Annotated in this window: 19 protein-coding genes; 10 read left to right on the top strand and 9 right to left on the bottom strand. The window is 72.2% G+C overall.

Annotated elements, in window-relative coordinates; all coding sequences use genetic code 11:
* Positions 1–36 precede the first annotated feature (36 nt).
* From ACZ6B1_RS22085 to ACZ6B1_RS22095, 3 genes are all read left to right on the top strand, one after another.
* Positions 37–1,404, top strand: coding sequence for a peptidase C39 family protein (locus tag ACZ6B1_RS22085; protein ID WP_468780797.1), 1,368 nt, complete (start codon positions 37–39; stop codon positions 1,402–1,404).
* A gap of 108 nt (positions 1,405–1,512) precedes the next feature.
* The gene (locus tag ACZ6B1_RS22090) at positions 1,513–1,653 is read left to right on the top strand and encodes an SCO1431 family membrane protein (protein ID WP_468780799.1); all 141 of its coding nucleotides are present in this window, start codon (positions 1,513–1,515) and stop codon (positions 1,651–1,653) included.
* An 85-nt stretch (positions 1,654–1,738) separates the two neighbouring features.
* Complete coding sequence (locus ACZ6B1_RS22095; protein ID WP_468780801.1) at positions 1,739–2,392, top strand: TetR/AcrR family transcriptional regulator; 654 nt, start codon at positions 1,739–1,741, stop codon at positions 2,390–2,392.
* A 61-nt stretch (positions 2,393–2,453) separates the two neighbouring features.
* On the opposite strand, the gene ACZ6B1_RS22100 is transcribed toward ACZ6B1_RS22095, so the two are convergent.
* A complete protein-coding gene (locus ACZ6B1_RS22100) occupies positions 2,454–3,701 on the bottom strand; it encodes a glycoside hydrolase family 18 protein (RefSeq protein WP_468780803.1) in 1,248 nt (415 codons plus the stop codon).
* 336 nt (positions 3,702–4,037) lie between these two features.
* Between ACZ6B1_RS22100 and ACZ6B1_RS22105 the strand changes: the two genes are divergently transcribed.
* Positions 4,038–5,210 carry an acyl-CoA dehydrogenase gene (locus tag ACZ6B1_RS22105; RefSeq protein WP_468780805.1) on the top strand — a complete coding sequence of 391 codons (1,173 nt, stop codon included), beginning with the start codon at positions 4,038–4,040 and terminating at the stop codon, positions 5,208–5,210.
* On the opposite strand, the gene ACZ6B1_RS22110 is transcribed toward ACZ6B1_RS22105, so the two are convergent.
* The gene (locus ACZ6B1_RS22110; RefSeq protein ID WP_468780807.1) at positions 5,173–5,415 is read right to left on the bottom strand and encodes a hypothetical protein; all 243 of its coding nucleotides are present in this window, start codon (positions 5,413–5,415) and stop codon (positions 5,173–5,175) included. The genes ACZ6B1_RS22105 and ACZ6B1_RS22110 overlap by 38 nt on opposite strands.
* A 218-nt stretch (positions 5,416–5,633) precedes the next feature.
* Positions 5,634–6,071 (bottom strand): hypothetical protein, encoded by a 438-nt coding sequence (locus tag ACZ6B1_RS22115; protein WP_468780808.1) that lies wholly within the window; start codon positions 6,069–6,071, stop codon positions 5,634–5,636.
* Between the two features lie 290 nt (positions 6,072–6,361).
* On the opposite strand from ACZ6B1_RS22115, the gene ACZ6B1_RS22120 reads away from it, so the two are divergent.
* The 4 genes from ACZ6B1_RS22120 to fxsA all read left to right on the top strand — a co-directional run bounded on the left by ACZ6B1_RS22120 (position 6,362) and on the right by fxsA (position 10,418).
* Complete coding sequence (locus ACZ6B1_RS22120; RefSeq protein WP_004002750.1) at positions 6,362–6,802, top strand: Lrp/AsnC family transcriptional regulator; 441 nt, start codon at positions 6,362–6,364, stop codon at positions 6,800–6,802.
* A gap of 52 nt (positions 6,803–6,854) precedes the next feature.
* Positions 6,855–8,459: an amidohydrolase gene (locus tag ACZ6B1_RS22125; protein WP_468780810.1), complete on the top strand. Its 1,605-nt coding sequence runs from the start codon at positions 6,855–6,857 to the stop codon at positions 8,457–8,459.
* Positions 8,460–8,992: 533 nt separating this feature from the next.
* Entirely contained in the window at positions 8,993–9,811 is an 819-nt protein-coding gene (locus ACZ6B1_RS22130) for a polyprenol monophosphomannose synthase (protein ID WP_468780812.1), read from the top strand.
* A 55-nt stretch (positions 9,812–9,866) separates the two neighbouring features.
* Positions 9,867–10,418 carry an FxsA family membrane protein gene (gene fxsA / locus ACZ6B1_RS22135; protein WP_468780814.1) on the top strand — a complete coding sequence of 184 codons (552 nt, stop codon included), beginning with the start codon at positions 9,867–9,869 and terminating at the stop codon, positions 10,416–10,418.
* 158 nt (positions 10,419–10,576) lie between these two features.
* On the opposite strand, the gene ACZ6B1_RS22140 is transcribed toward fxsA, so the two are convergent.
* The 4 genes from ACZ6B1_RS22140 to yczE form a co-directional block, all read right to left on the bottom strand.
* Positions 10,577–10,951 (bottom strand): RNA polymerase-binding protein RbpA, encoded by a 375-nt coding sequence (locus ACZ6B1_RS22140; protein WP_003977404.1) that lies wholly within the window; start codon positions 10,949–10,951, stop codon positions 10,577–10,579.
* A gap of 255 nt (positions 10,952–11,206) precedes the next feature.
* Positions 11,207–12,553: an MFS transporter gene (locus ACZ6B1_RS22145; protein WP_468780816.1), complete on the bottom strand. Its 1,347-nt coding sequence runs from the start codon at positions 12,551–12,553 to the stop codon at positions 11,207–11,209.
* Between the two features lie 61 nt (positions 12,554–12,614).
* Positions 12,615–13,391, bottom strand: a complete 777-nt coding sequence (locus ACZ6B1_RS22150; protein ID WP_468780818.1) for a glycerophosphodiester phosphodiesterase — start codon at positions 13,389–13,391, stop codon at positions 12,615–12,617.
* Entirely contained in the window at positions 13,388–14,041 is a 654-nt protein-coding gene (gene yczE / locus ACZ6B1_RS22155) for a membrane protein YczE (protein WP_468780820.1), read from the bottom strand. The genes ACZ6B1_RS22150 and yczE overlap by 4 nt, the downstream gene beginning before the upstream one ends.
* Before the next feature lie 101 nt (positions 14,042–14,142).
* On the opposite strand from yczE, the gene ACZ6B1_RS22160 reads away from it, so the two are divergent.
* Positions 14,143–15,648 carry an SCO1417 family PLP biosynthesis transcription factor gene (locus ACZ6B1_RS22160; protein ID WP_468780822.1) on the top strand — a complete coding sequence of 502 codons (1,506 nt, stop codon included), beginning with the start codon at positions 14,143–14,145 and terminating at the stop codon, positions 15,646–15,648.
* A gap of 49 nt (positions 15,649–15,697) precedes the next feature.
* Here the strand turns inward: ACZ6B1_RS22160 and ACZ6B1_RS22165 are convergent, their stop codons facing one another.
* Positions 15,698–17,290, bottom strand: a complete 1,593-nt coding sequence (locus ACZ6B1_RS22165) for a hypothetical protein (RefSeq protein ID WP_468780823.1) — start codon at positions 17,288–17,290, stop codon at positions 15,698–15,700.
* A 41-nt stretch (positions 17,291–17,331) separates the two neighbouring features.
* Positions 17,332–17,526, bottom strand: a complete 195-nt coding sequence (locus ACZ6B1_RS22170; RefSeq protein WP_199209749.1) for a hypothetical protein — start codon at positions 17,524–17,526, stop codon at positions 17,332–17,334.
* Between the two features lie 264 nt (positions 17,527–17,790).
* Here ACZ6B1_RS22170 and ACZ6B1_RS22175 point away from each other — a divergent pair, with 264 nt between their 5' ends.
* On the top strand, positions 17,791–18,183 hold the full coding sequence (locus tag ACZ6B1_RS22175) for an ankyrin repeat domain-containing protein (protein ID WP_351663777.1): 393 nt from the start codon (positions 17,791–17,793) through the stop codon (positions 18,181–18,183).
* The last annotated feature ends 68 nt before the right edge of the window (positions 18,184–18,251 follow it).

The raw sequence follows: 18,251 nt of genomic DNA on the forward strand, positions 1-18,251 counted from the left end.
CAGCCCCGACCCGGACACCTGGGGGTAACCGCGCCCATGAGCAGAGCCCAGCAGCCCTCCCGCAGAACCGTTCTCGCCGCCGCGGTGGTCGCCGCGGTCGCCTCGGGAACCATGCCCGCGGCCGCGGCCACCGCGTCGGCGCCCGCCGGCACGGGCACCGCCGCAGCGCCGGGCCGCCCCGTCGACTACCGCGCCTGGACCTCGTACCGCGACTGGCGCCGCGGTACCGCGGAGGGCGTCCGGGCCGTCCCGGGCCGCCGGCCCGGCGCCGAGATCGGGGCCGCCGCCGGCCGCACCGACTACACCGACCCGCACACCGGCCGTACGGCCACCTGGGAGTACGCGATCTGGACCTCCCCGGTCCACCGGCTCGCCGTGCCCGCGACCGAGGTCATCGCCTCCTGGAACGCGCACACCCCCGAGGGCACCTGGCTCCAGGTCGAGCTGCGCGGCACGTACTCCGACGGTACGGACACCCCCTGGTACGTGATGGGCCGCTGGGCCGCGGGCGACCAGGACATCAAGCGCACCTCGGTGGACGACCAGACCGACGGCAAGAGCACGATCTGGACCGACACCTTCGCCATCGACGACGCGAGCACCGGTCTGCGCCTGGCCTCCTACCGGCTGCGCCTCACCCTCTACCGCACCCCCGGCACGCGTCTCACCCCGACCGTCTGGCGGCTCGGCGCCATGGGTTCCGACATCCCCGACCGCTTCACCGTCCCCGCGTCCGCCCCCGCCCTCTCCGGCGAACTGGCCGTCCCCCGCTACTCGCAGGAGATCCACAAGGGCCAGTACCCGGAGTACGACAACGGCGGCGAGGCCTGGTGCAGCCCGACCTCCTCGCAGATGATCATCGAGTACTGGGGCGGCCGGCTCACCCCCGAGCAGCTTTCCTGGGTCGACCCGTCCTACGCCGACCCGCAGGTGGACCACGCGGCCCGGTACACGTACGACAACCAGTACGAGGGCTGCGGCAACTGGCCGTTCAACGCCGCCTACGCGGCCACGTTCGACGGCATCCAGGGGGTGGTCACCCGGCTCGCCTCGCTCACCGACCTGGAGACCCTGGTCGCGGCCGGCATCCCGGCCATAACGTCCCAGTCCTTCCTCAAGACCGAGCTGACCGGCGCCGGATACGGCACCTCCGGCCACCTCATGACCGTGATCGGCTTCACGGCCGACGGCGACGTGATCGCCAACGACCCGGCCTCGCCGAGCGACGAGGCGGTACGGCGGGTGTACCTGCGGCGGGAGTTCGAGAACATCTGGCTCAGGACCAAGCGGTACGACGCGAACGGCAAGGTCAGAAGCGGCACGGGCGGGGTCTGCTACCTCTACTTCCCGGACCGCCCGACCGCGCGTCAGCGCAAGGCGCTCGCGGCGGTGGGAGTGTGCTGATGCGGACCGTGTGAGCAACGTCTCCGCCGCAAATGCCGTCGCGGGTGGCAAAGTGGACGAACGGGTGGGGGGATTCCGCTTCGTACGTCCGACCTCTGTGAGAACACCATGACCGCACACTCGGCCACCGCCACCCGCGTCGGCACCGGCGGCCCCAAGGAAGACGGCCCGGAGATCCTCGAACACGTCATGGGCTGGGTGCTCGTCGTGGTGGTCGCGATGCTGGTGACCCGGCTCGGTCTGCTCTGAACCGGGCCGGCCCCGCGCCGGGCCGGCATGTTCTGACATACTGCGGATGTCCCGCCGACCTCCTAGACCAGGGTCGAAAGTGAATATGCGTCCACAGCGTGCCGCCGTCCGTCCCCGGACGCGCGGCACCGAGCGTTCCGAGGCGCGTCGCGCCGAACTCATCGCCATCGGACGGAAGTTGTTCGCCGACACGTCCTACGACGCACTGTCCATGGACGACATCGCCCGGCAGGCGCACGTCGCCAAGGGGCTGATCTACTACTACTTCCAGTCCAAGCGCGGCTACTACCTGGCCATCATCCACGCCTCCGTCGCCGACCTGGTCGACTTCGCCGCGAGCGGCCTAGAACTGCCCGCCGTGGACCGTGTCCACCGCACCATCGACACCTACCTGCGCTTCGCCGAGCACCACCAGGCCGCCTACCGCACCATCGTCAGCGGCGGGGTCGGCTTCGACACCGAGGTGCACGCCATCCGGGACGGCGTCCGCGAGGCCATCGTCGCCACGATCGCCGAAGGGGCCTACGGCCGCCGGGACATCGCCCCGCTGGCCCGCATGGGGCTGCTCTCCTGGGTGTGCAGCGTGGAGGGTGCCACCCTCGACTGGATCGACCGCCCCGAACTGCCCCGGGACACCATGCGCGACCTGCTGGTGAAGACCCTCGGCGGGGCGCTGCGCGCCGTCGAGGAACTGGACCCGTCCTACCCCGCACCGCCGCCCGCGCGCCGCGACGCGTAGCGGGCGTGGAGCGGAGGCTCGCGCTCCTCCACACCACGCCCGAACGCCACTTCCCGAAGAGCTAGTTGATCGCCTTGATCAGCTCACCGTTCGCGGTGTCGCCGCTCAGCTCCCAGAAGAACGTACCGCCGAGTCCCTGCTGGTTCTTGTACGCCATCTTCGTGCCGATGGTCGCCGGGGTGTCGTAACTCCACCAGTTGCTGCCGCACTTGGCATAGGCCGTGCCGCCCACGGTGCCGGTGGCCGGGCACTTGGTCTTCAGCACCTTGTAGTCCTCGATGCCCTGCTCGTACGTGCCCGCCGCAGGGCCGGTCGCCGTGCCGCCGGGCGCCGCCTGGGTGACGCCGGTCCAGCCGCGGCCGTAGAAGCCGATGCCGAGCAGCAGCTTCGAGGCCGGGACGCCGAGGCCCCTGAGCTTGGCGATGGTCGCCGAGGTGTGGAAGCCGGCCTTCGGGATGCCCGAGTAGGAGGTCAGGGGGGAGTGCGGGGCGGTCGGGCCGGCCGCGTCCCAGGCGCCGAAGTAGTCGTAGGTCATCGGGTTGTACCAGTCGACGTACTGCGCCGCGCCCGCGTAGTCCGCCGCGTCGATCTTGCCGCCGCTGGTGGCGTCCGCGGTGATGGCCGCGGTGACCAGGCTGCCGGAGCCGAACTTGGACCGCAGTGCGGCCATGACGTTCCTGAAGGCCTCCCGGCCGCTGGTGTCGCAGGTGTTGCCGCAGGCGTTCGGGTACTCCCAGTCGATGTCGATGCCGTCGAAGACACCCGCCCACTTGGAGTTCTTCACCAGGTCGTAGCAGGACTGGGCGAAGGCGGACGGGTTCCTGGCGGCCTCTCCGAAGCCGCCGGACCAGGTCCAGCCGCCGAACGACCACAGCACCTTCAGGCCGGGGTGCTTCTTCTTCAGCTTCAGCAGCTGGTTGAAGTTGCCGCGCAGCGGCTGGTCCCAGGTGTCGGCCACGCCGTCGACGGACTCGGTTGCGGTGTAGGCGCGGTCGGTCGCCGCATAGGAGTCGCCCATCGCGCACTTGCCGCCGGTGACGTTGCCGAAGGCGTAGTTGACGTGGGTGAGCTTGGCGGCGGAGCCCGAGGTCTCGATGTTCTTCACGTAGTACTTGCGGTCGTAGGTGCCCCATTCGGTGAAGTAGCCGACGACCTTGGAACCGGCCTTGACGTGCGGGGCCGCGGGGGTGGCCGGGGCGGCGGCGGTCGCGGTGCCGGCGCCGGCCAGCAGTCCGGCGCCGAGAACGGCGGAACACGCGGCGGCGACCAGCGCCCGGAACCGGGCGCGGGGGCGGTGGGGAGTGTGCATCGGGGTGGCTCCTCGTGGGGGAGAGGGGAACGCGCGCCGATTGGCATGAACGCGGTAAAGCGTTGGTCATGCACAGTAGGAGGACTAGACCAATAGGTCAATGGTTCGGACCAATCTCGAGGGTGGATAACGCTTCGGCTGGATTCTTGGAGTAAGCGGTCGTTAACTGGTGACGGGAGGTCGCTGATCGGGCATACTCACGGCACACAGCCGCTGGTCAGCAGCTTCCGAGACCCGGAGGCGGGTGCCTCGGCCGGACCGGAACGATCAGGCGGAGCCGCCCCACCCAAGGCGCACATCCGCCCCGTGTGCCCGAACAGGGAGGAGAGCGACGCCATGTCCGACCGCGACCCGCAGCCGGTGGAGCGTCAACTGCCGACGGAAGAGGCGAGGGACCTGCTCGCGCTCGTCCGTGAACTGGCGCAGCGCGAGGTCGCGCCCAGGGCGGCCGAGGAGGAGGACGCCGGGCGCTTCCCGCGTGAGGTCTTCACCCTGCTCTCGGAAACGGGCCTGCTGGGCCTGCCGTACGACTCCGAGTACGGCGGCGGAGACCAGCCCTACGAGGTGTACCTCCAGGTCCTGGAGGAGCTGGCCGCGGCCCGCCTGACCGTCGGTCTGGGCGTCAGCGTGCACACGCTCGCCTCCTACGGGCTCGCCGCCTACGGCACCAAGCAGCAGCAGGTCGAGCACCTGCCCGCCATGCTCGGCGGCGGTCTGCTGGGCGCCTACTGCCTCTCCGAGCCGTCCTCCGGCTCCGACGCGGCCTCACTGCGCACCAAGGCCGTCCGCGAGGGCGACGACTGGGTGATCACCGGCACCAAGGCCTGGATCACGCACGGCGGCATCGCCGACTTCTACACCGTGATGGCCCGCACCGGAGAGGAGGGCCCGCGCGGGATCACCGCCTTCCTGGTGCCCGGCGACGCCGAGGGGCTGAGCGGCGCGGTGCCCGAGAAGAAGATGGGCATGAAGGGCAGCCCGACCGCCCAGGTCCACCTCGACGGCGTCCGCGTTCCCGACAGTCGGCGCCTCGGTGAGGAGGGGCAGGGCTTCGCCATCGCGCTGTCCGCCCTGGACTCGGGCCGGCTCGGCATCGCGGCCTGCGCCATCGGCCTGGCCCAGGCGGCGCTGGACGAGGCGGTCGCCTACGCGGCCCAGCGCCGGCAGTTCGGACGGCCCATCGGCGACTTCCAGGGCCTGCGCTTCATGATCGCCGACATGGCGACCCAGATCGAGGCCGGCCGGGCGCTCTACCTCGCCGCGGCCCGGCTGCGCGACGCGGGCAGGCCGTTCGCCAAGCAGGCCGCCATGGCCAAGCTGTACTGCACCGACACGGCCATGAAGGTCACCACCGACGCGGTGCAGATACTCGGCGGCTACGGCTACACCGCCGACTTCCCGGCCGAGCGCTACATGCGCGAGGCCAAGGTCCTGCAGATCGTCGAGGGCACGAACCAGATCCAGCGGATGGTCATCGCCCGTCACGTGGCAGGGCCGGAGGGTCGCTGAACTCGCCGCTGCGCACCGTCGGGGCCGCCAGCCTGATCCACTCCGGATCGTGGCGGCCCGGCAGGGTGCGGCCCCCGTCGGCCCAGGCGCGCATGAGATCGCGGTAGATGGGCGGGTCCTGCGGCGCGGACGGCGGAACCGATCCCGCGGGGCGGGGTACGAAGATCCGGCGCTGACGCCCGGTGGCCGTGTGCAAGGCGGTCATGCCCGGAAGAACGCGGCGCGGGCCGGGCGGGTCACCGCCCGGCGGAATCGAGCTTCAGTTCACCGGCGTCCGCCTCCGCGTGCCGCTGGAACCGCCGTCCCCGGCGAAACCGAGGGCGACTGCTCCGGAGGGGCTGTTTCCCGACGTGCCCGTCCCGCGCCACGGCGGCTCGCGCGGCCGTGGCGCGGATCGGTCATGTCCGTGCGGGGTGAGGTGGCTCAGGCCGCCTGGCGGCCCATCGCCTGCACGCGCATCGGGCGCGAGCCCGGGCCGCCGACGTGCGAGAAGGGCTGCGTCCGCCAGTTCAGACCCTGGGGGAGCGTCAGCAGCAGGGCGGTGTCCTGCTCCTGCGGGGCGAAGGACTCGTCCGCGGGGCGGGCCTCGGTCGCGGCGCGGCCCGTGCCGGCGCAGACCGTGAGGCCGAACGGGTTCCACGGCGAGGCGCACAGCGCGTGCTCCGGCAGGAACTCCTCGTCCGCGAGCAGCGCGATGGGCTGCGCGCAGTCCGGGCAGAGCACCCGGTACATCTCGAAGGTGTCGTAGGCGTCGAGTTCGTCGGCCGGGTCGGCGTCGGGTTCGACGCCCTCCGGCTCGGGCTCGACGACCGGCTGCTGCCGCTTGGACGCGGATCGACCAGGGCGCTTGACACTCTGCATGGGATTCTCCCCCTAAGGCTGGGCCGTGAAGGCACTGCGGCCTCGACCACAGCAAGCACTTCCCGCCACGTCCGGGAGGTAATCACGAGAGCATCACGGAGGACGCCCGTCCGCTGTGGTCTTCGTCACATGCCTCGCGCGGGTGTCCGGTGCGGTGCTTTTGTCCTCCGTCGTCCACCCGGCCCGCACCCCGGTGGCCCGGCCACGGAGTCCACGCACCTGGCGAACCGGGCATGACCAGCGTTGCCCAGGTATCCGAGGAGATCACGCGCACTGTAGGTTTTGGCGCCATGGAGGAGCTGGACCGTCAGATCGTGCAGCTGCTCGTCAAGGACGGGCGGATGAGCTACACAGACCTGGGCAAGGCCACGGGCCTGTCCACGTCGGCCGTGCACCAGCGGGTGCGCCGGCTCGAACAGCGTGGCGTCATCCGCGGCTACGCCGCGGTCGTCGACCCCGAGGCCGTCGGGCTGCCCATGACCGCTTTCATCTCGGTGAAACCGTTCGACCCGAGCGCCCCCGACGACATCGCGGACCGCCTCGCCGGCGTACCCGAGATCGAGGCCTGCCACAGCGTCGCGGGCGACGAGAACTACATCCTCAAGGTGCGCGTGGCCACCCCGCACGAACTGGAGGAACTGCTCGCCCGGCTGCGCAGCCTGGCCGGGGTCTCCACGCGCACCACCGTCGTGCTGTCCACTCCGTACGAGGCGCGGCCCCCGAGGATCTGAACCGCACGCCCCGGTGCCCGGCGTGCGCCACGCGCGCGAGAGACTGTGGGGCATGAGTGAGCAGTCCACCGACCCCCAGACCGTCCTCCTGCGCCGCGGAGAGGTCCACAGCCCCGCCGACCCCTTCGCCACCGCCATGGTGGTGGAGCGGGGCCAGGTCGCCTGGGTCGGCTCCGAGGGTGCCGCCGACGCCTTCGCCGACGGCGTGGACGAGGTGGTCGACCTCGACGGTGCCCTGGTCACCCCCGCGTTCACCGACGCCCATGTGCACACCACCGCCACCGGCCTCGCGCTGACCGGCCTCGACCTGTCCGGCGCCCCCTCACTGGAGGCGGCCCTCGCTCTGGTCCGCGACTTCGCCGCCGCCAGGCCCGACGACCGGGTCCTGCTCGGCCACGGCTGGGACGCCGCCCGCTGGCCCGGCGGCCGTCCGCCGACACGCGCGGAACTGGACGCCGCCACCGGTGGCCGCCCGCTCTACCTCTCCCGCATCGACGTGCACTCGGCGGTCGTCACCACCGCCCTGCTGGACCTGGTCCCCAGGGACGTCACCCGCGCGGACGCGCCGCTCACCGCCGACGCCCACCACGCGGTGCGCGAAGCCGCTCTGGCCGCCGTCACCCCGGCCCAGCGCGCCGAGGCACAGCGCACCGCCCTCGCCCACGCCGCCTCCCTCGGAATCGGCTCGGTGCACGAGTGCGGCGGCCCGCAGATCTCCTCCGAGGACGACTTCACCGCCCTGCTGCGGCTCGCGGCCGAGGTGCCCGGACCGCGCGTGATCGGCTACTGGGCCGAGCAGGACGTCGACAAGGCCCGCGAGCTGGGCGCGCTCGGCGCCGCCGGTGACCTCTTCGTGGACGGCGCCCTCGGCTCGCACACCGCCTGTCTGCACCAGCCGTACGCCGACGCCGGGCACACCGGTACCGCCTACCTGGACGCCGACGCCGTCGCCGACCATGTCGTCGCCTGCACCGAGGCGGCGCTCCAGGCGGGCTTCCACGCCATCGGCGACGCGGCCGTGACGGCGGTCGTGGAGGGCGTGCGCACGGCCGCCGAGAAGGTCGGCCTCGCCCGGGTCCGCGCGGCCCGGCACCGCGTCGAGCACGCCGAGATGCTCACGCCCGAGGCCGTGGCCGCCTTCGCCGAGCTGGGCCTGATCGCCTCCGTGCAGCCGGCCTTCGACGCGCTCTGGGGCGGCGAGGACGGCATGTACGCCCGGCGCCTCGGCGCCGACCGGGCCCGCACCCTCAATCCGTTCGCCGCGCTGCTGCGGGCCGGGGTCCCCCTGGCGTTCGGCTCGGACAGCCCGGTCACCCCGCTCGACCCCTGGGGCACGGTCCGTGCCGCCGCGTTCCACCACACGCCCGAGCACCGGGTGTCCGTCCGTGCCGCGTTCACCGCCCACACCCGCGGCGGCTGGCGGGCCACCGGCCGCGACGACGCCGGCGTCCTGGTGCCCGGCGCACCCGCCGACTACGCCGTCTGGCGCACCGGTGAGCTGGTCGTCCAGGCCCCCGACGACCGGGTGGCCCGCTGGTCCACCGACCCGCGCTCCGGCACCCCCGGCCTGCCCGATCTGAGCCCCGGTGGCGAGCTGCCCCGCTGCCTGCGCACCGTGGTCGGCGGACGGACGGTGTTCGTACGGCCGGGCGAGTGATCTCCCGGGGTGGCGCGACGGCGCTCCTGGGGCGCCGCAGCCTCGCCCTACCTGCGCATCCTCCGGGTTCCTCCCGACGGGCGGTGCGTCCATGCAGGTCAGACGGCTGTTGACAGTCGACGGCCGGGGGCCGGTAGGTTCGGCGGAGTCCACCACCGGACGCCCGACCGTGGAGTGTTCGCGCACTCGTCGCAGCGCCGCTGGGTCAGGGACGGTGTGCCGCACCGGCACCGTCACTGGCAGCCAGGCTCAGCGTCCGCGCCGACGGGGGAACACTCCGGCCGGTCGGCAAGGTGTGACCCGGGTGGGGCCCGGTTGCTCAGTAGACAACGGCTTCAGGTCGACCCGCAGCCGGCGGGTCCCAGGTCGGCCCGAAGGGCGCCGGGCCCCCATCCGCAGCGGAACGCGGATGCGGAAAAGCACATCCTTACCCCACGCTTGAGGAAACAACACCACCGTACGACCGTGCCGTCGCGTCAGCGCAGGCCGCGGCCACTATGGTGGACGCCTGCGTACGACATGAAGGGGCAGCAGTGAACGACGGCGACGGGACCCTCGCGGCCAAGGCCCAGGGGAGGCAGTTCGGTCCGCTCGGCACGGCCTTGGTGATCATCCCGACCTACAACGAGGCGGAGAACATCAAGTCCATCGTCGGCCGGGTGCGCAAGGCCGTCCCCGAGGCGCACGTACTGGTGGCGGACGACAACAGCCCCGACGGCACGGGCAAGCTGGCCGACGAACTGGCCGCCGAGGACGACCACGTCCAGGTGCTGCACCGCAAGGGCAAGGAGGGGCTGGGCGCCGCCTACCTGGCGGGCTTCCGCTGGGGCATGGAACACGGCTACGGCGTGCTGGTCGAGATGGACGCCGACGGCTCCCACCAGCCCGAGGAACTGCCCCGGCTGCTCACCGCCCTCAAGGGCGCCGACCTGGTGCTCGGCTCGCGCTGGGTGCCCGGCGGCCGGGTGGTGAACTGGCCCAAGTCCCGCGAGTTCATCTCCCGCGGCGGCAGCCTCTACTCCCGCCTCGCCCTCGACCTGCCGCTGCGCGACATCACCGGCGGCTACCGCGCCTTCCGCCGCGAGACCCTCGAGGGCCTGGGCCTGGACGACGTCGCCTCACAGGGCTACTGCTTCCAGGTCGACCTGGCCCGGCGCGCGGTGAAGGCCGGCTACCACGTGGTCGAGGTGCCCATCACCTTCGTGGAGCGCGAACTCGGCGACTCCAAGATGAGCCGCAACATCGTGGTCGAGGCGCTGTGGCGGGTCACCGCCTGGGGCGTCGGGGACCGCGTGGGCAAGGTCACCGGCAAGGGCGGGCAGGACCGGTCCCGGACGCACGGCTCCCGCTGACCGCCCGGCCGGCCCGCTTATCCCGTGCTGAGCCGCGTCCAGGCACACTGGGAGCATGACGACTGGCGCTCCCACCTCTCCGTCCACGACCCGGCCCCGCCGTTCCCGGCTGCGCAGGTACCTGCCGCTGGGTGTCGTCGTGTGGCTGGTGCTTGAGGTCTGGCTGCTGACGCGGGTCGCGGGCGCGGCGAGCGGCCCCACCGTGCTCCTGCTGCTGGTGGCGGGAGTCGTCGCCGGCTCGGTGATCATCAAGCGGGCGGGGCGCCGCGCCTTCCAGAACCTCGGCGAAGCGCTGCAGCGAGGCGGCTCGCCGGCCAGCGGCGGCGGCAACGGGCTGCTGATGCTCGGCGGTCTGCTGCTGATGATCCCGGGCCTGATCTCCGACGCGGCCGGACTCCTCCTGTTGCTCCCGCCGGTCCAGAAGGCCGTGAGCCGCTGGACCGAGCGCACCCTCGACCGCAGGCTCCGCCGCGCCGCCCCGGGCAGCCTGGGCGACGCCTTCCAGCAGGCTCGCATGCACCGCCCCGACGGCAAGGTGGTGCAGGGCGAGGTCATCCGGGAGGACACCGCCGGGCCCCGGGAGCAGCACCCTCCGCTGACCCGCTGACCCGCTGACCCGCTGACCCGCTGACCCGCTGACCCGCTGACACCCACGGACACGGCCGCGCGAGGCGGCCATTCCCCGGACAGCCCGGACAGCACGAAACCGCGGGCGCCGTACGTGGATCACGTACGGCGCCCGCGGTATTTCGTGTCTTCTCGCGATTACGCGCTCTTACGGCTGTCCCTGGGGTGAACCGCGATGTTCATCGCCCCCGAGCGCAGAACCGCCAGGCGCTCCTCGAGGACCTCTTCGAGTTCCTCACGGGTGCGCCGCTCCATCAGCATGTCCCAATGGGTACGCGCGGGCTTGGCCTTCTTCTCTTCAGGGCCGTCGCCGTCCACCAGGAGTGCCTGGGCCCCGCAGACCTTGCACTCCCACTCCGGCGGGATCTCCGCCTCGACCGAGAAGGGCATCTCGAAACGATGCCCCTTCTCGCATGCGTACTCCACGGCCTGGCGCGGAGCCAGGTCGATACCGCGGTCCGTCTCGTAGCTGGTCACTACGAGGCGCGTACCGCGAAGAGCTCGCTCACTCATGAATCGTGCCTCCCGGGCTTGTCGCCCACAGGACAGGTGTCGCTGTCGTCGTCATCCGGTCAACGTCCGGTCGGCGGTAAAGATTCCCGTTCCGGGTCATGCGTCGCCGTCGTAGCCGCCCCTTGTTCTACCCACAGGCGCCCGGTTTGTCACATCTGCTGCCAGATGTCACCTAGCGTTCCGGCATCTTTGACGCGCAGTAACGGTACGCCTGGCAGGCCAAACGCGTACACTACCGCCCTTTCGTGTCGAGTGCTAAATCGTGTCCGGAACCGGGTTGCCCGCATCCTCGATCGCACGCCGCACCGGCACCCGGGCGAGCAGGGCGAAACCGATGACGAAGAAGGCCACCAGCGAGATGATCGCCGAGCGGTAGCTCCCGGTGAGCTGGTAGGTCACCCCGAACAGCAGCGGGCCGAGCCAGCTCATCCCGCGGTCGCTCATCTCGTACGCGGAGAAGTACTCCGCCTCCTTGCCGGCCGGCACCAGATGCGAGAAGAGCGACCGGGACAGCGCCTGGCTGCCGCCGAGCACCAGCCCGATCCCGGCGGCCAGCACGAAGAACCACACCGGGGCCCCGGCGGGCAGGAAGTAGCCCGCCCCCAGCGTGACCGTCCAGGCCACCAGTGATCCGAGGATGGTCCGCTTGGCTCCGTGGGCCCGCGCCAGCCGCCCCATCGCGAGCGCCCCCGCCACGGCCAGCACCTGCACCAGCAGCACCGCCGTGATCAGTGTGGACTGCCCGAGTCCCAGCTCCTCGGAGCCGTAGACGGAGGCCTGGGAGATCACCGTCTGGATGCCGTCGTTGTAGACCAGGTACGCCAGCAGGAATGCCAACGTCAGCGGATGCCGGCGCATGTCCCTGAGCGTCGCCGCGAGCTGCCGCAGACCGGGGGCGGCGGCACCCTCCACGCGCGTGTGCCGGTCGCGCAGCCGGCGCAGCGGTACGAGCGTGAAGGCGCCCCACCACAGTCCGGCCGAGGCGAGGCAGATGCGGACGGCGGCCGTCTCCGTCAGCCCGAAGGAGGCGTGCGCCGAGTACAGGACCAGGTTCGCGACGAGCATCAGGGACCCGGCGGCGTAGCCGAAGGCCCAGCCGCGGGAGGAGACCGCGTCGCGCTCCCCGGGCGGCGCGATCTGCGGCAGGTAGGAGTTGTAGAGCATCATCGCCACGGACTGCGCCGCGTTGGCCGCGACGAGGAGGGCTCCGCCGAGCAGGTAGCGGTCGCCGTCCAGGAAGAACATGCCGGTCGTGGCGGCGGCCCCGGTGTACGCCGCCACTCCGAGCAGCGGCTTCTTGCGGCCCGTGCGGTCCGCCGCGCTGCCCACCAGGGGCATCACCACGACCGCGAGGATCACCGACAGGGACACCGAGTAGGCGAAGAAGGAGCCCGCCCGGACCGGGATGCCCAGGGGGTGCACATAGCCGTCGGCGTCGGCCGCGTTCCGGGCGACCGAGGTGAGGTACGGGCCGAGGAACACGGTCAGGACGCTGGTCGAATAGACCGAGCACGCCCAGTCGTAGAAGTACCAGCCGCGTTGTTCGCGCCGCCGGCCCGCGGCTTCGCCGGCCGTCCCCGCCCGCACGGTGTCGGTGCCCACCCGTGCCCTCGCTTCCCCGCCGCAGTGCCGTGCGAAGGCCGGGGCCCGGGTGCCGGGTCGCTCAGACCCAGACGCCGCGGTCCTCCATGACCTTGCGCAACGTGTCGATGTGATCGGTCATGATGCCATCGACACCGAGGTCCAGCAGCCGGTGCATCCGCTCCGGCTCGTTGACCGTCCACACGTGCACCTGCAGCCCGCGCGCGTGGGCGGCGCGCACGAAGCGGCTGTCCACCACGGGGACGCCCGACTGGGCCTCGGGCACCTGGGCGGCCACCGCGGACCGGCGCACCGCGGCCGGCAGCCCCCAGGAGCGCAGTCGCAGGCTGAGCACTCCGCGCGTGCCGAACGAGGTGGCCAGGCGCGGCCCGGCCAGCCGCTGCGCCCGCAGCACCCGGGCCTCGGAGAACGAGCCCACGCACACCCGGTCCCAGGCCTGTGTGCGCTCGATCAGCTCCAGCAGGGGCCGCAGCGCCGGTTCCGCCTTGACGTCCACGTTCCAGCGTGCCTCGGGAAAGGTCTCCAGCAGCTCCTCGAAGAGCGGCACCGGCTCCCGCCCCGCGACGCGCGCGTGCCGGACGTCCTGCCACGGCAGGTCGGCGATGCGGCCCGCGCCGTCGGTGACCCGGTCCAGCGTCGCGTCGTGGAAGGCGACGAGCCTGCCGTCCGCCGTCGCGTGCACATCGGTCTCGATGTACCGGTAGCCCAGCTCGACGGCGCGCCGGAACTGGACCAGGGTGTTCTCCAGCCCGTCGGCCGCCCCGCCGCGGTGGGCGAAGGCGATCGGGCCCGGATGATCCAGGTACGGGTGGCGCAGGGGCGGCGTCGTGAGGGTCACGGACGCAGTATCGCCCCATCGGGTGTCACCGCGGCAACGACGGTGCTGCCGCCCGGTGCCGGCGGGGCGGCGAACACCTTCAGGAACAGTTGCGCCAGCGGGCCGATGGACACCGCGTAGAGCACGGTCCCGATACCGATGGTGCCGCCCAGGGCGAAGCCGGTGACCACCACGGTGACCTCGACCAGCGTCCGCATCAGCCGGATCGAGCGGCCGGTGCGCCGGTGCAGCCCCGTCATCAGCCCGTCGCGCGGGCCCGGGCCGAAGCTCGCCGCGATGTACAGCCCGGTCGCCGCGCCGTTGAGCACGATGCCCGCCACCAGCAGCGGGACGCGTACGGCGAGAGCGTGCACGTCCGGCAGGAGAGCGAGGGTGCCGTCCATGGCGAGGCCGACCACGAAGACGTTGGAGACCGTGCCGAGGCCGGGCCGCTGGCGCAGCGGGATCCACAGCAGCAGCACCACCGCCCCCACGGCGATCGACACCACGCCGATGGTCAGCCCGGTGAGCTCCGAGAGCCCCTGGTGCAGCACGTTCCAGGGCTCGAGGCCCAGGCCGGCCGCCACGAGCAGCGCCGAACTCGCGCCGTACAGCGCGAGGCCCGCGTACAACTGGATCAGCCGTCGTCCGAGACGGCCGGAGGTGGACACGAGATTCCCCCTGGGTGGTGGCGGTGGACTGATGCATGACACTCTGTTGCCTGGGAGGACATCCCATCCATGGCCAATCCGGGGAAGGTGGACTGATCGGCATGGCGCATTGGACCTCTGCGGTGGGCGCCGCACAGCTCGCCCGGCTGCTGACGTCACAGCAGGACCGCCCGGCGGGCCCCGGCAGCCGCCGCCCGCCCGCCTACCGCGCCCTGGCCGACGGCATCCGGCTGCTGGTCCTCGAGGGCCGGGTCCCCGTGGCCGCCCGCCTCCCCGCCGAGCGTGAACTGGCCGTCGCCCTCACCGTCAGCCGCACCACGGTCGCCGCCGCCTACGAGGCGCTGCGCGCGGAGGGCTTCCTCGAGTCCCGGCGCGGAGCCGGCAGCTGGACCGCCGTACCGGCCGGCAACCCGCTTCCCGCGCGGGGCCTGGAGCCCCTGCCGCCCGAGGCCCTCGGCTCCGTCATCGACCTGGGCTGTGCCTCACTCCCGGCCCCGGAGCCCTGGCTCACCCGTGCCGTCCAGGGTGCCCTGGAGGAACTGCCGCCCTACGCCCACACGCACGGCGACTACCCGGCCGGGCTGCCCGCCCTGCGCGCGATGATCGCCGAGCGCTACACCGCGCGCGGGATCCCCACCATGCCCGAGCAGATCATGGTGACGACCGGCGCGATGGGCGCCATGGACGCGATCTGCCATCTCTTCGCGGGCCGCGGCGAGCGCATCGCCGTCGAGTCGCCGTCGTACGCCAACATCCTCCAGCTCATGCGGGAGGCGGGTGCGCGGCTCGTGCCCGTCGCCATGGCCGAAGGACTGGCCGGATGGGACCTGGACCGCTGGCGGCAGGTCCTGCGAGAGGCCGCGCCCCGGCTCGCCTACGTCGTCGCCGACTTCCACAACCCGACCGGCGCGCTCGCCGACGAGGACCAGCGGCGCCGCCTGGTGGACGCGGCCCGCTCGGCGGGCACCGTCCTCGTCGCCGACGAGACGATGACCGAGCTGTGGCTCGACGAGGAGTACGACGCCGGGATGCCGCGCCCGGTCTGCGGCTTCGACCCGGCCGGCTCCACCGTCATCACGGTCGGCTCGGCCAGCAAGGCCTTCTGGGCGGGCATGCGCATCGGCTGGGTGCGCGCGGCGCCGGACGTCATCCGCAGCCTGGTCGCCGCGCGCGCGTACGCCGATCTGGGCACCCCCGTGCTGGAACAGCTGGCGGTGAACTGGCTGTTCAGCACCGGCGGCTGGGAACAGGCCGTCGCGCTGCGCCGTGCCCAGGCCCGCGAGAACCGCGACGCCCTGGTGGCCGCGCTGCGCCGGGAGCTTCCCGACTGGGAGTTCGAGGTCCCGAAGGGAGGCCTGACCCTGTGGGTCCGCGCCGGCGGCCTCTCCGGTTCGAGGCTGGCCGAGGCGGGGGAGCGGGTCGGAGTCCGGGTCCCCTCGGGCCCCCGCTTCGGCGTCGACGGCGCCTTCGAAGGCTACGTACGCCTGCCGTTCACGGTGGGCGGAGCCGTGGCGGACGAGGCGGCGACCCGCCTGGCGGCCGCTTCCCGCCTGGTGAAGACAGGCGCAACGGGCGAAGCGGAGTCCCCCCGGACCTTCGTGGCATAGGGAAGCGCGCACCCGGAACGCCCCGCACCCAGCCCCAGCTGGCAGCCCCTCACGAACTCTCGGCAGCCGCGATCGCCGGCTCCGCGGCCACCGCCTCGACGGCCTCCGCGTCGGCAGGGGCGGTACGAGGCGGCAACAGCCCCAGCACGGCCTGGCGATCCGCGTCGCTCGTCGCGTCGTCATAGGGGTCCGGTGTGGCCGGCACCTGAAGCCGGTGCACCGGCCCCGTCCCCAGCCGCGCGTACCCGCGCCCCGGCGGCACCTGAGCCGGCGGACTCGTGTGCGGCGGCATCCCCAGCACCGCCTCCACCTGCTGCGGCGCCGCGGGCCCAAGCACGACACGCGCGCGCGTGTGCTGCCGTACCGCCTCGCTCAGCGACTCCGCGCTGTCGAACTGCTCGGCCACCACCACGGTCACGTTCGCCGCGCGCCCGTGACGCAGCGGCACCTGCAGGAACGTCTGCGGATCCCTGCGGTGGTCCGCCTCCGCGAGGTGGGTGAAGACGGTCGGCCGGTCCAGCAGGATCCACAGCGGTCGCCGGGTGTCCTCGGGCGGCGGATCGCCCGCCTGCCGGGCGCGGTTGACGGCGGTGAGCCGCCGCTCGGTCTCCTGCGCGGCCCACTCCAGGCTGGCCAGCGCACCGGCCGGCGCACACTCCACGGCCAGCACGCCGTCGCGGCCGATCAGGCACGCGTACTCACCGGTGCCGCCGCCGTCGACCACGACCACGTCGCCGTACTGGAGGGCCTGCAGGGCGATCGAGCGCAGCAGGGTCGAGGTACCGCTGCCGGGGTGGCCCATGGCCAGCAGATGCGGCTCGGTGGAGCGGATGCCGGTGCGCCACACGACCGGCGGCACGTCGCGCTGCTCCTCTTCGAAGGAGAGCGGCAGCGTGCGCTGGACCTCGCTCGGGTCGGTGAACCCGAGGACCGTCTCGCCGGGTGCGGTGACGAACCGCTGGGCGGCGATACCGGCGGGCAGCGGCGCGAGGACGGTCACGGTGAGCCGGTTGCCCTCCTCGTCCCAGCCGAAGTGGTACTCGCGGCCCCGTCCGGCCTTCGCGGCGAGCAGGTGCTCGATCCGGGCACGAGCCGTGGTCTCGCCGTCCGGGAAGTAAGCGGGGTAGCGGATCACGAGGTGGGCGACGCGCCCGCCCTCGTCGAACTCGTGTACCTCGAAGGCCTTCGCCCACTCCCCGCCGTGCGCGTACAGCGGCGCCGGGTCCTCGGCGGTGGCGAAGTACGGCACGAGGGCCTCGTAGAGCGACTGGAGCCGCTCGGCCTGGGTCTCGTCGGGCCCTTCGGGCGCCGGTGGTGTACGGTCGCGGCCCTGCCAGGCCGCCGCCGCCATCACGGTGATGACGGCGAGCAGTGGTCCGTACGGCATGAGCGCCACGACAAGGACCACGGAGGCCGCCAGGAAGAGCAGTGGCCCGCGCCTGTCCTTGGGTGTCTCGGCCCACCTGCGCCGCCCGGCCGAGGCCAGCCGGCGCAGCCCGCGCGAGATCGTGATCAGCGGGTGGAGGACATCGGTGGCGCTGTCGGCCGCCGTCCGGGCCAGCTCCCGGCTCCGGGCGATCTGCGTCCGGGCGATCTGCGCGCTGTCTTTGCTCAGAATGCGGGGAAGAGGGCGCCGGGCCACTGCTGTCTCCTGTTGGTGCGTACGGGCGGGGTGTTCGGGCGTCAGAACTTGATGCCGCCTAGCAGGCTCGCCAGGCTCTCGCCGCCCGCCTTGATGCTGGGGGCGATGGCCGTGCTGGACAGGTAGAAGCCGAACAGGGCCGAGACGCAGGCGTGCGAGCCCTTGAGCCCGTCCTTGCGGAAGAAGAGGAAGACGACGATGCCGAGCAGGACGACGCCGGACATGGAGAGGATCATTTGAGACCTCCTGGTGTCGAGGGGGACAGTCACCGTGAGTACTTCCAGGATCACAGGATGTATCTATACTACAAAAGGTGCAACTGGGTGAATTCCGGTGCTTTTCCCTCGACTGGAGGAGCCGTCGACGGCCCCCTTGAACAGGGCGCTTGCGTTCGCCCGGGTCTGGGGTGATCTTTACCTCGGGCAGTTCGGGTCATGTGAGGCGCGAGCCAGTACCCTTGCGATTCACCTGAACGGTTGTAACGAGAGGCGGTCACGCCGATGAGTGACGTTCCCGACCCCGAGGTCGTGGAGCTGGCGACCAAGATCTTCGATCTGGCCCGGCAGGGGCGGACGGACGAGCTCGTCGCGTACGTCGACGCCGGCGTGCCGGCCAATCTCACGAACGACCGTGGCGACTCCCTGGTCATGCTCGCCGCGTACCACGGTCACGCCGACGCGGTGCGCGCCCTGCTCGCCCGGGGTGCCGAGGCCGACCGGATCAACGACCGGGGCCAGACCCCGCTCGCGGGAGCCGTGTTCAAGGGTGAGACGGAAGTGATCAGAGCCCTCCTGGAGGGCGGCGCCGACCCGGCCGCGGGGACCCCCTCGGCCGTCGACACGGCGCGCATGTTCGGCAAGGCGGAACTCCTGGAGCTGTTCGGCGCCCACTGACGCGCCGTTCTGACCAGGCACGACACGAACAACGGGGGAGGCGGTACAAGGCCGCCGGAAATACGGTC

Source organism: Streptomyces sp. NPDC041129, assembly GCF_055592265.1.

Excerpts from the sequence above, each read along its gene's own strand:
- ACZ6B1_RS22120 (WP_004002750.1), top strand. The coding sequence starts at position 6,362 with ATGGAGGAGCTGGACCGTCAGATCGTGCAGCTGCTCGTCAAGGACGGG.
- ACZ6B1_RS22175 (WP_351663777.1), top strand. The coding sequence starts at position 17,791 with ATGAGTGACGTTCCCGACCCCGAGGTCGTGGAGCTGGCGACCAAGATC.
- ACZ6B1_RS22100 (WP_468780803.1), bottom strand. The coding sequence starts at position 3,701 with ATGCACACTCCCCACCGCCCCCGCGCCCGGTTCCGGGCGCTGGTCGCC.
- ACZ6B1_RS22105 (WP_468780805.1), top strand. The coding sequence starts at position 4,038 with ATGTCCGACCGCGACCCGCAGCCGGTGGAGCGTCAACTGCCGACGGAA.
- ACZ6B1_RS22125 (WP_468780810.1), top strand. The coding sequence starts at position 6,855 with ATGAGTGAGCAGTCCACCGACCCCCAGACCGTCCTCCTGCGCCGCGGA.
- ACZ6B1_RS22170 (WP_199209749.1), bottom strand. The coding sequence starts at position 17,526 with ATGATCCTCTCCATGTCCGGCGTCGTCCTGCTCGGCATCGTCGTCTTC.
- ACZ6B1_RS22085 (WP_468780797.1), top strand. The coding sequence starts at position 37 with ATGAGCAGAGCCCAGCAGCCCTCCCGCAGAACCGTTCTCGCCGCCGCG.
- ACZ6B1_RS22095 (WP_468780801.1), top strand. The coding sequence starts at position 1,739 with ATGCGTCCACAGCGTGCCGCCGTCCGTCCCCGGACGCGCGGCACCGAG.
- ACZ6B1_RS22160 (WP_468780822.1), top strand. The coding sequence starts at position 14,143 with ATGGCGCATTGGACCTCTGCGGTGGGCGCCGCACAGCTCGCCCGGCTG.
- ACZ6B1_RS22110 (WP_468780807.1), bottom strand. The coding sequence starts at position 5,415 with ATGACCGCCTTGCACACGGCCACCGGGCGTCAGCGCCGGATCTTCGTA.
- ACZ6B1_RS22140 (WP_003977404.1), bottom strand. The coding sequence starts at position 10,951 with ATGAGTGAGCGAGCTCTTCGCGGTACGCGCCTCGTAGTGACCAGCTAC.
- fxsA (WP_468780814.1), top strand. The coding sequence starts at position 9,867 with ATGACGACTGGCGCTCCCACCTCTCCGTCCACGACCCGGCCCCGCCGT.
- ACZ6B1_RS22115 (WP_468780808.1), bottom strand. The coding sequence starts at position 6,071 with ATGCAGAGTGTCAAGCGCCCTGGTCGATCCGCGTCCAAGCGGCAGCAG.
- ACZ6B1_RS22090 (WP_468780799.1), top strand. The coding sequence starts at position 1,513 with ATGACCGCACACTCGGCCACCGCCACCCGCGTCGGCACCGGCGGCCCC.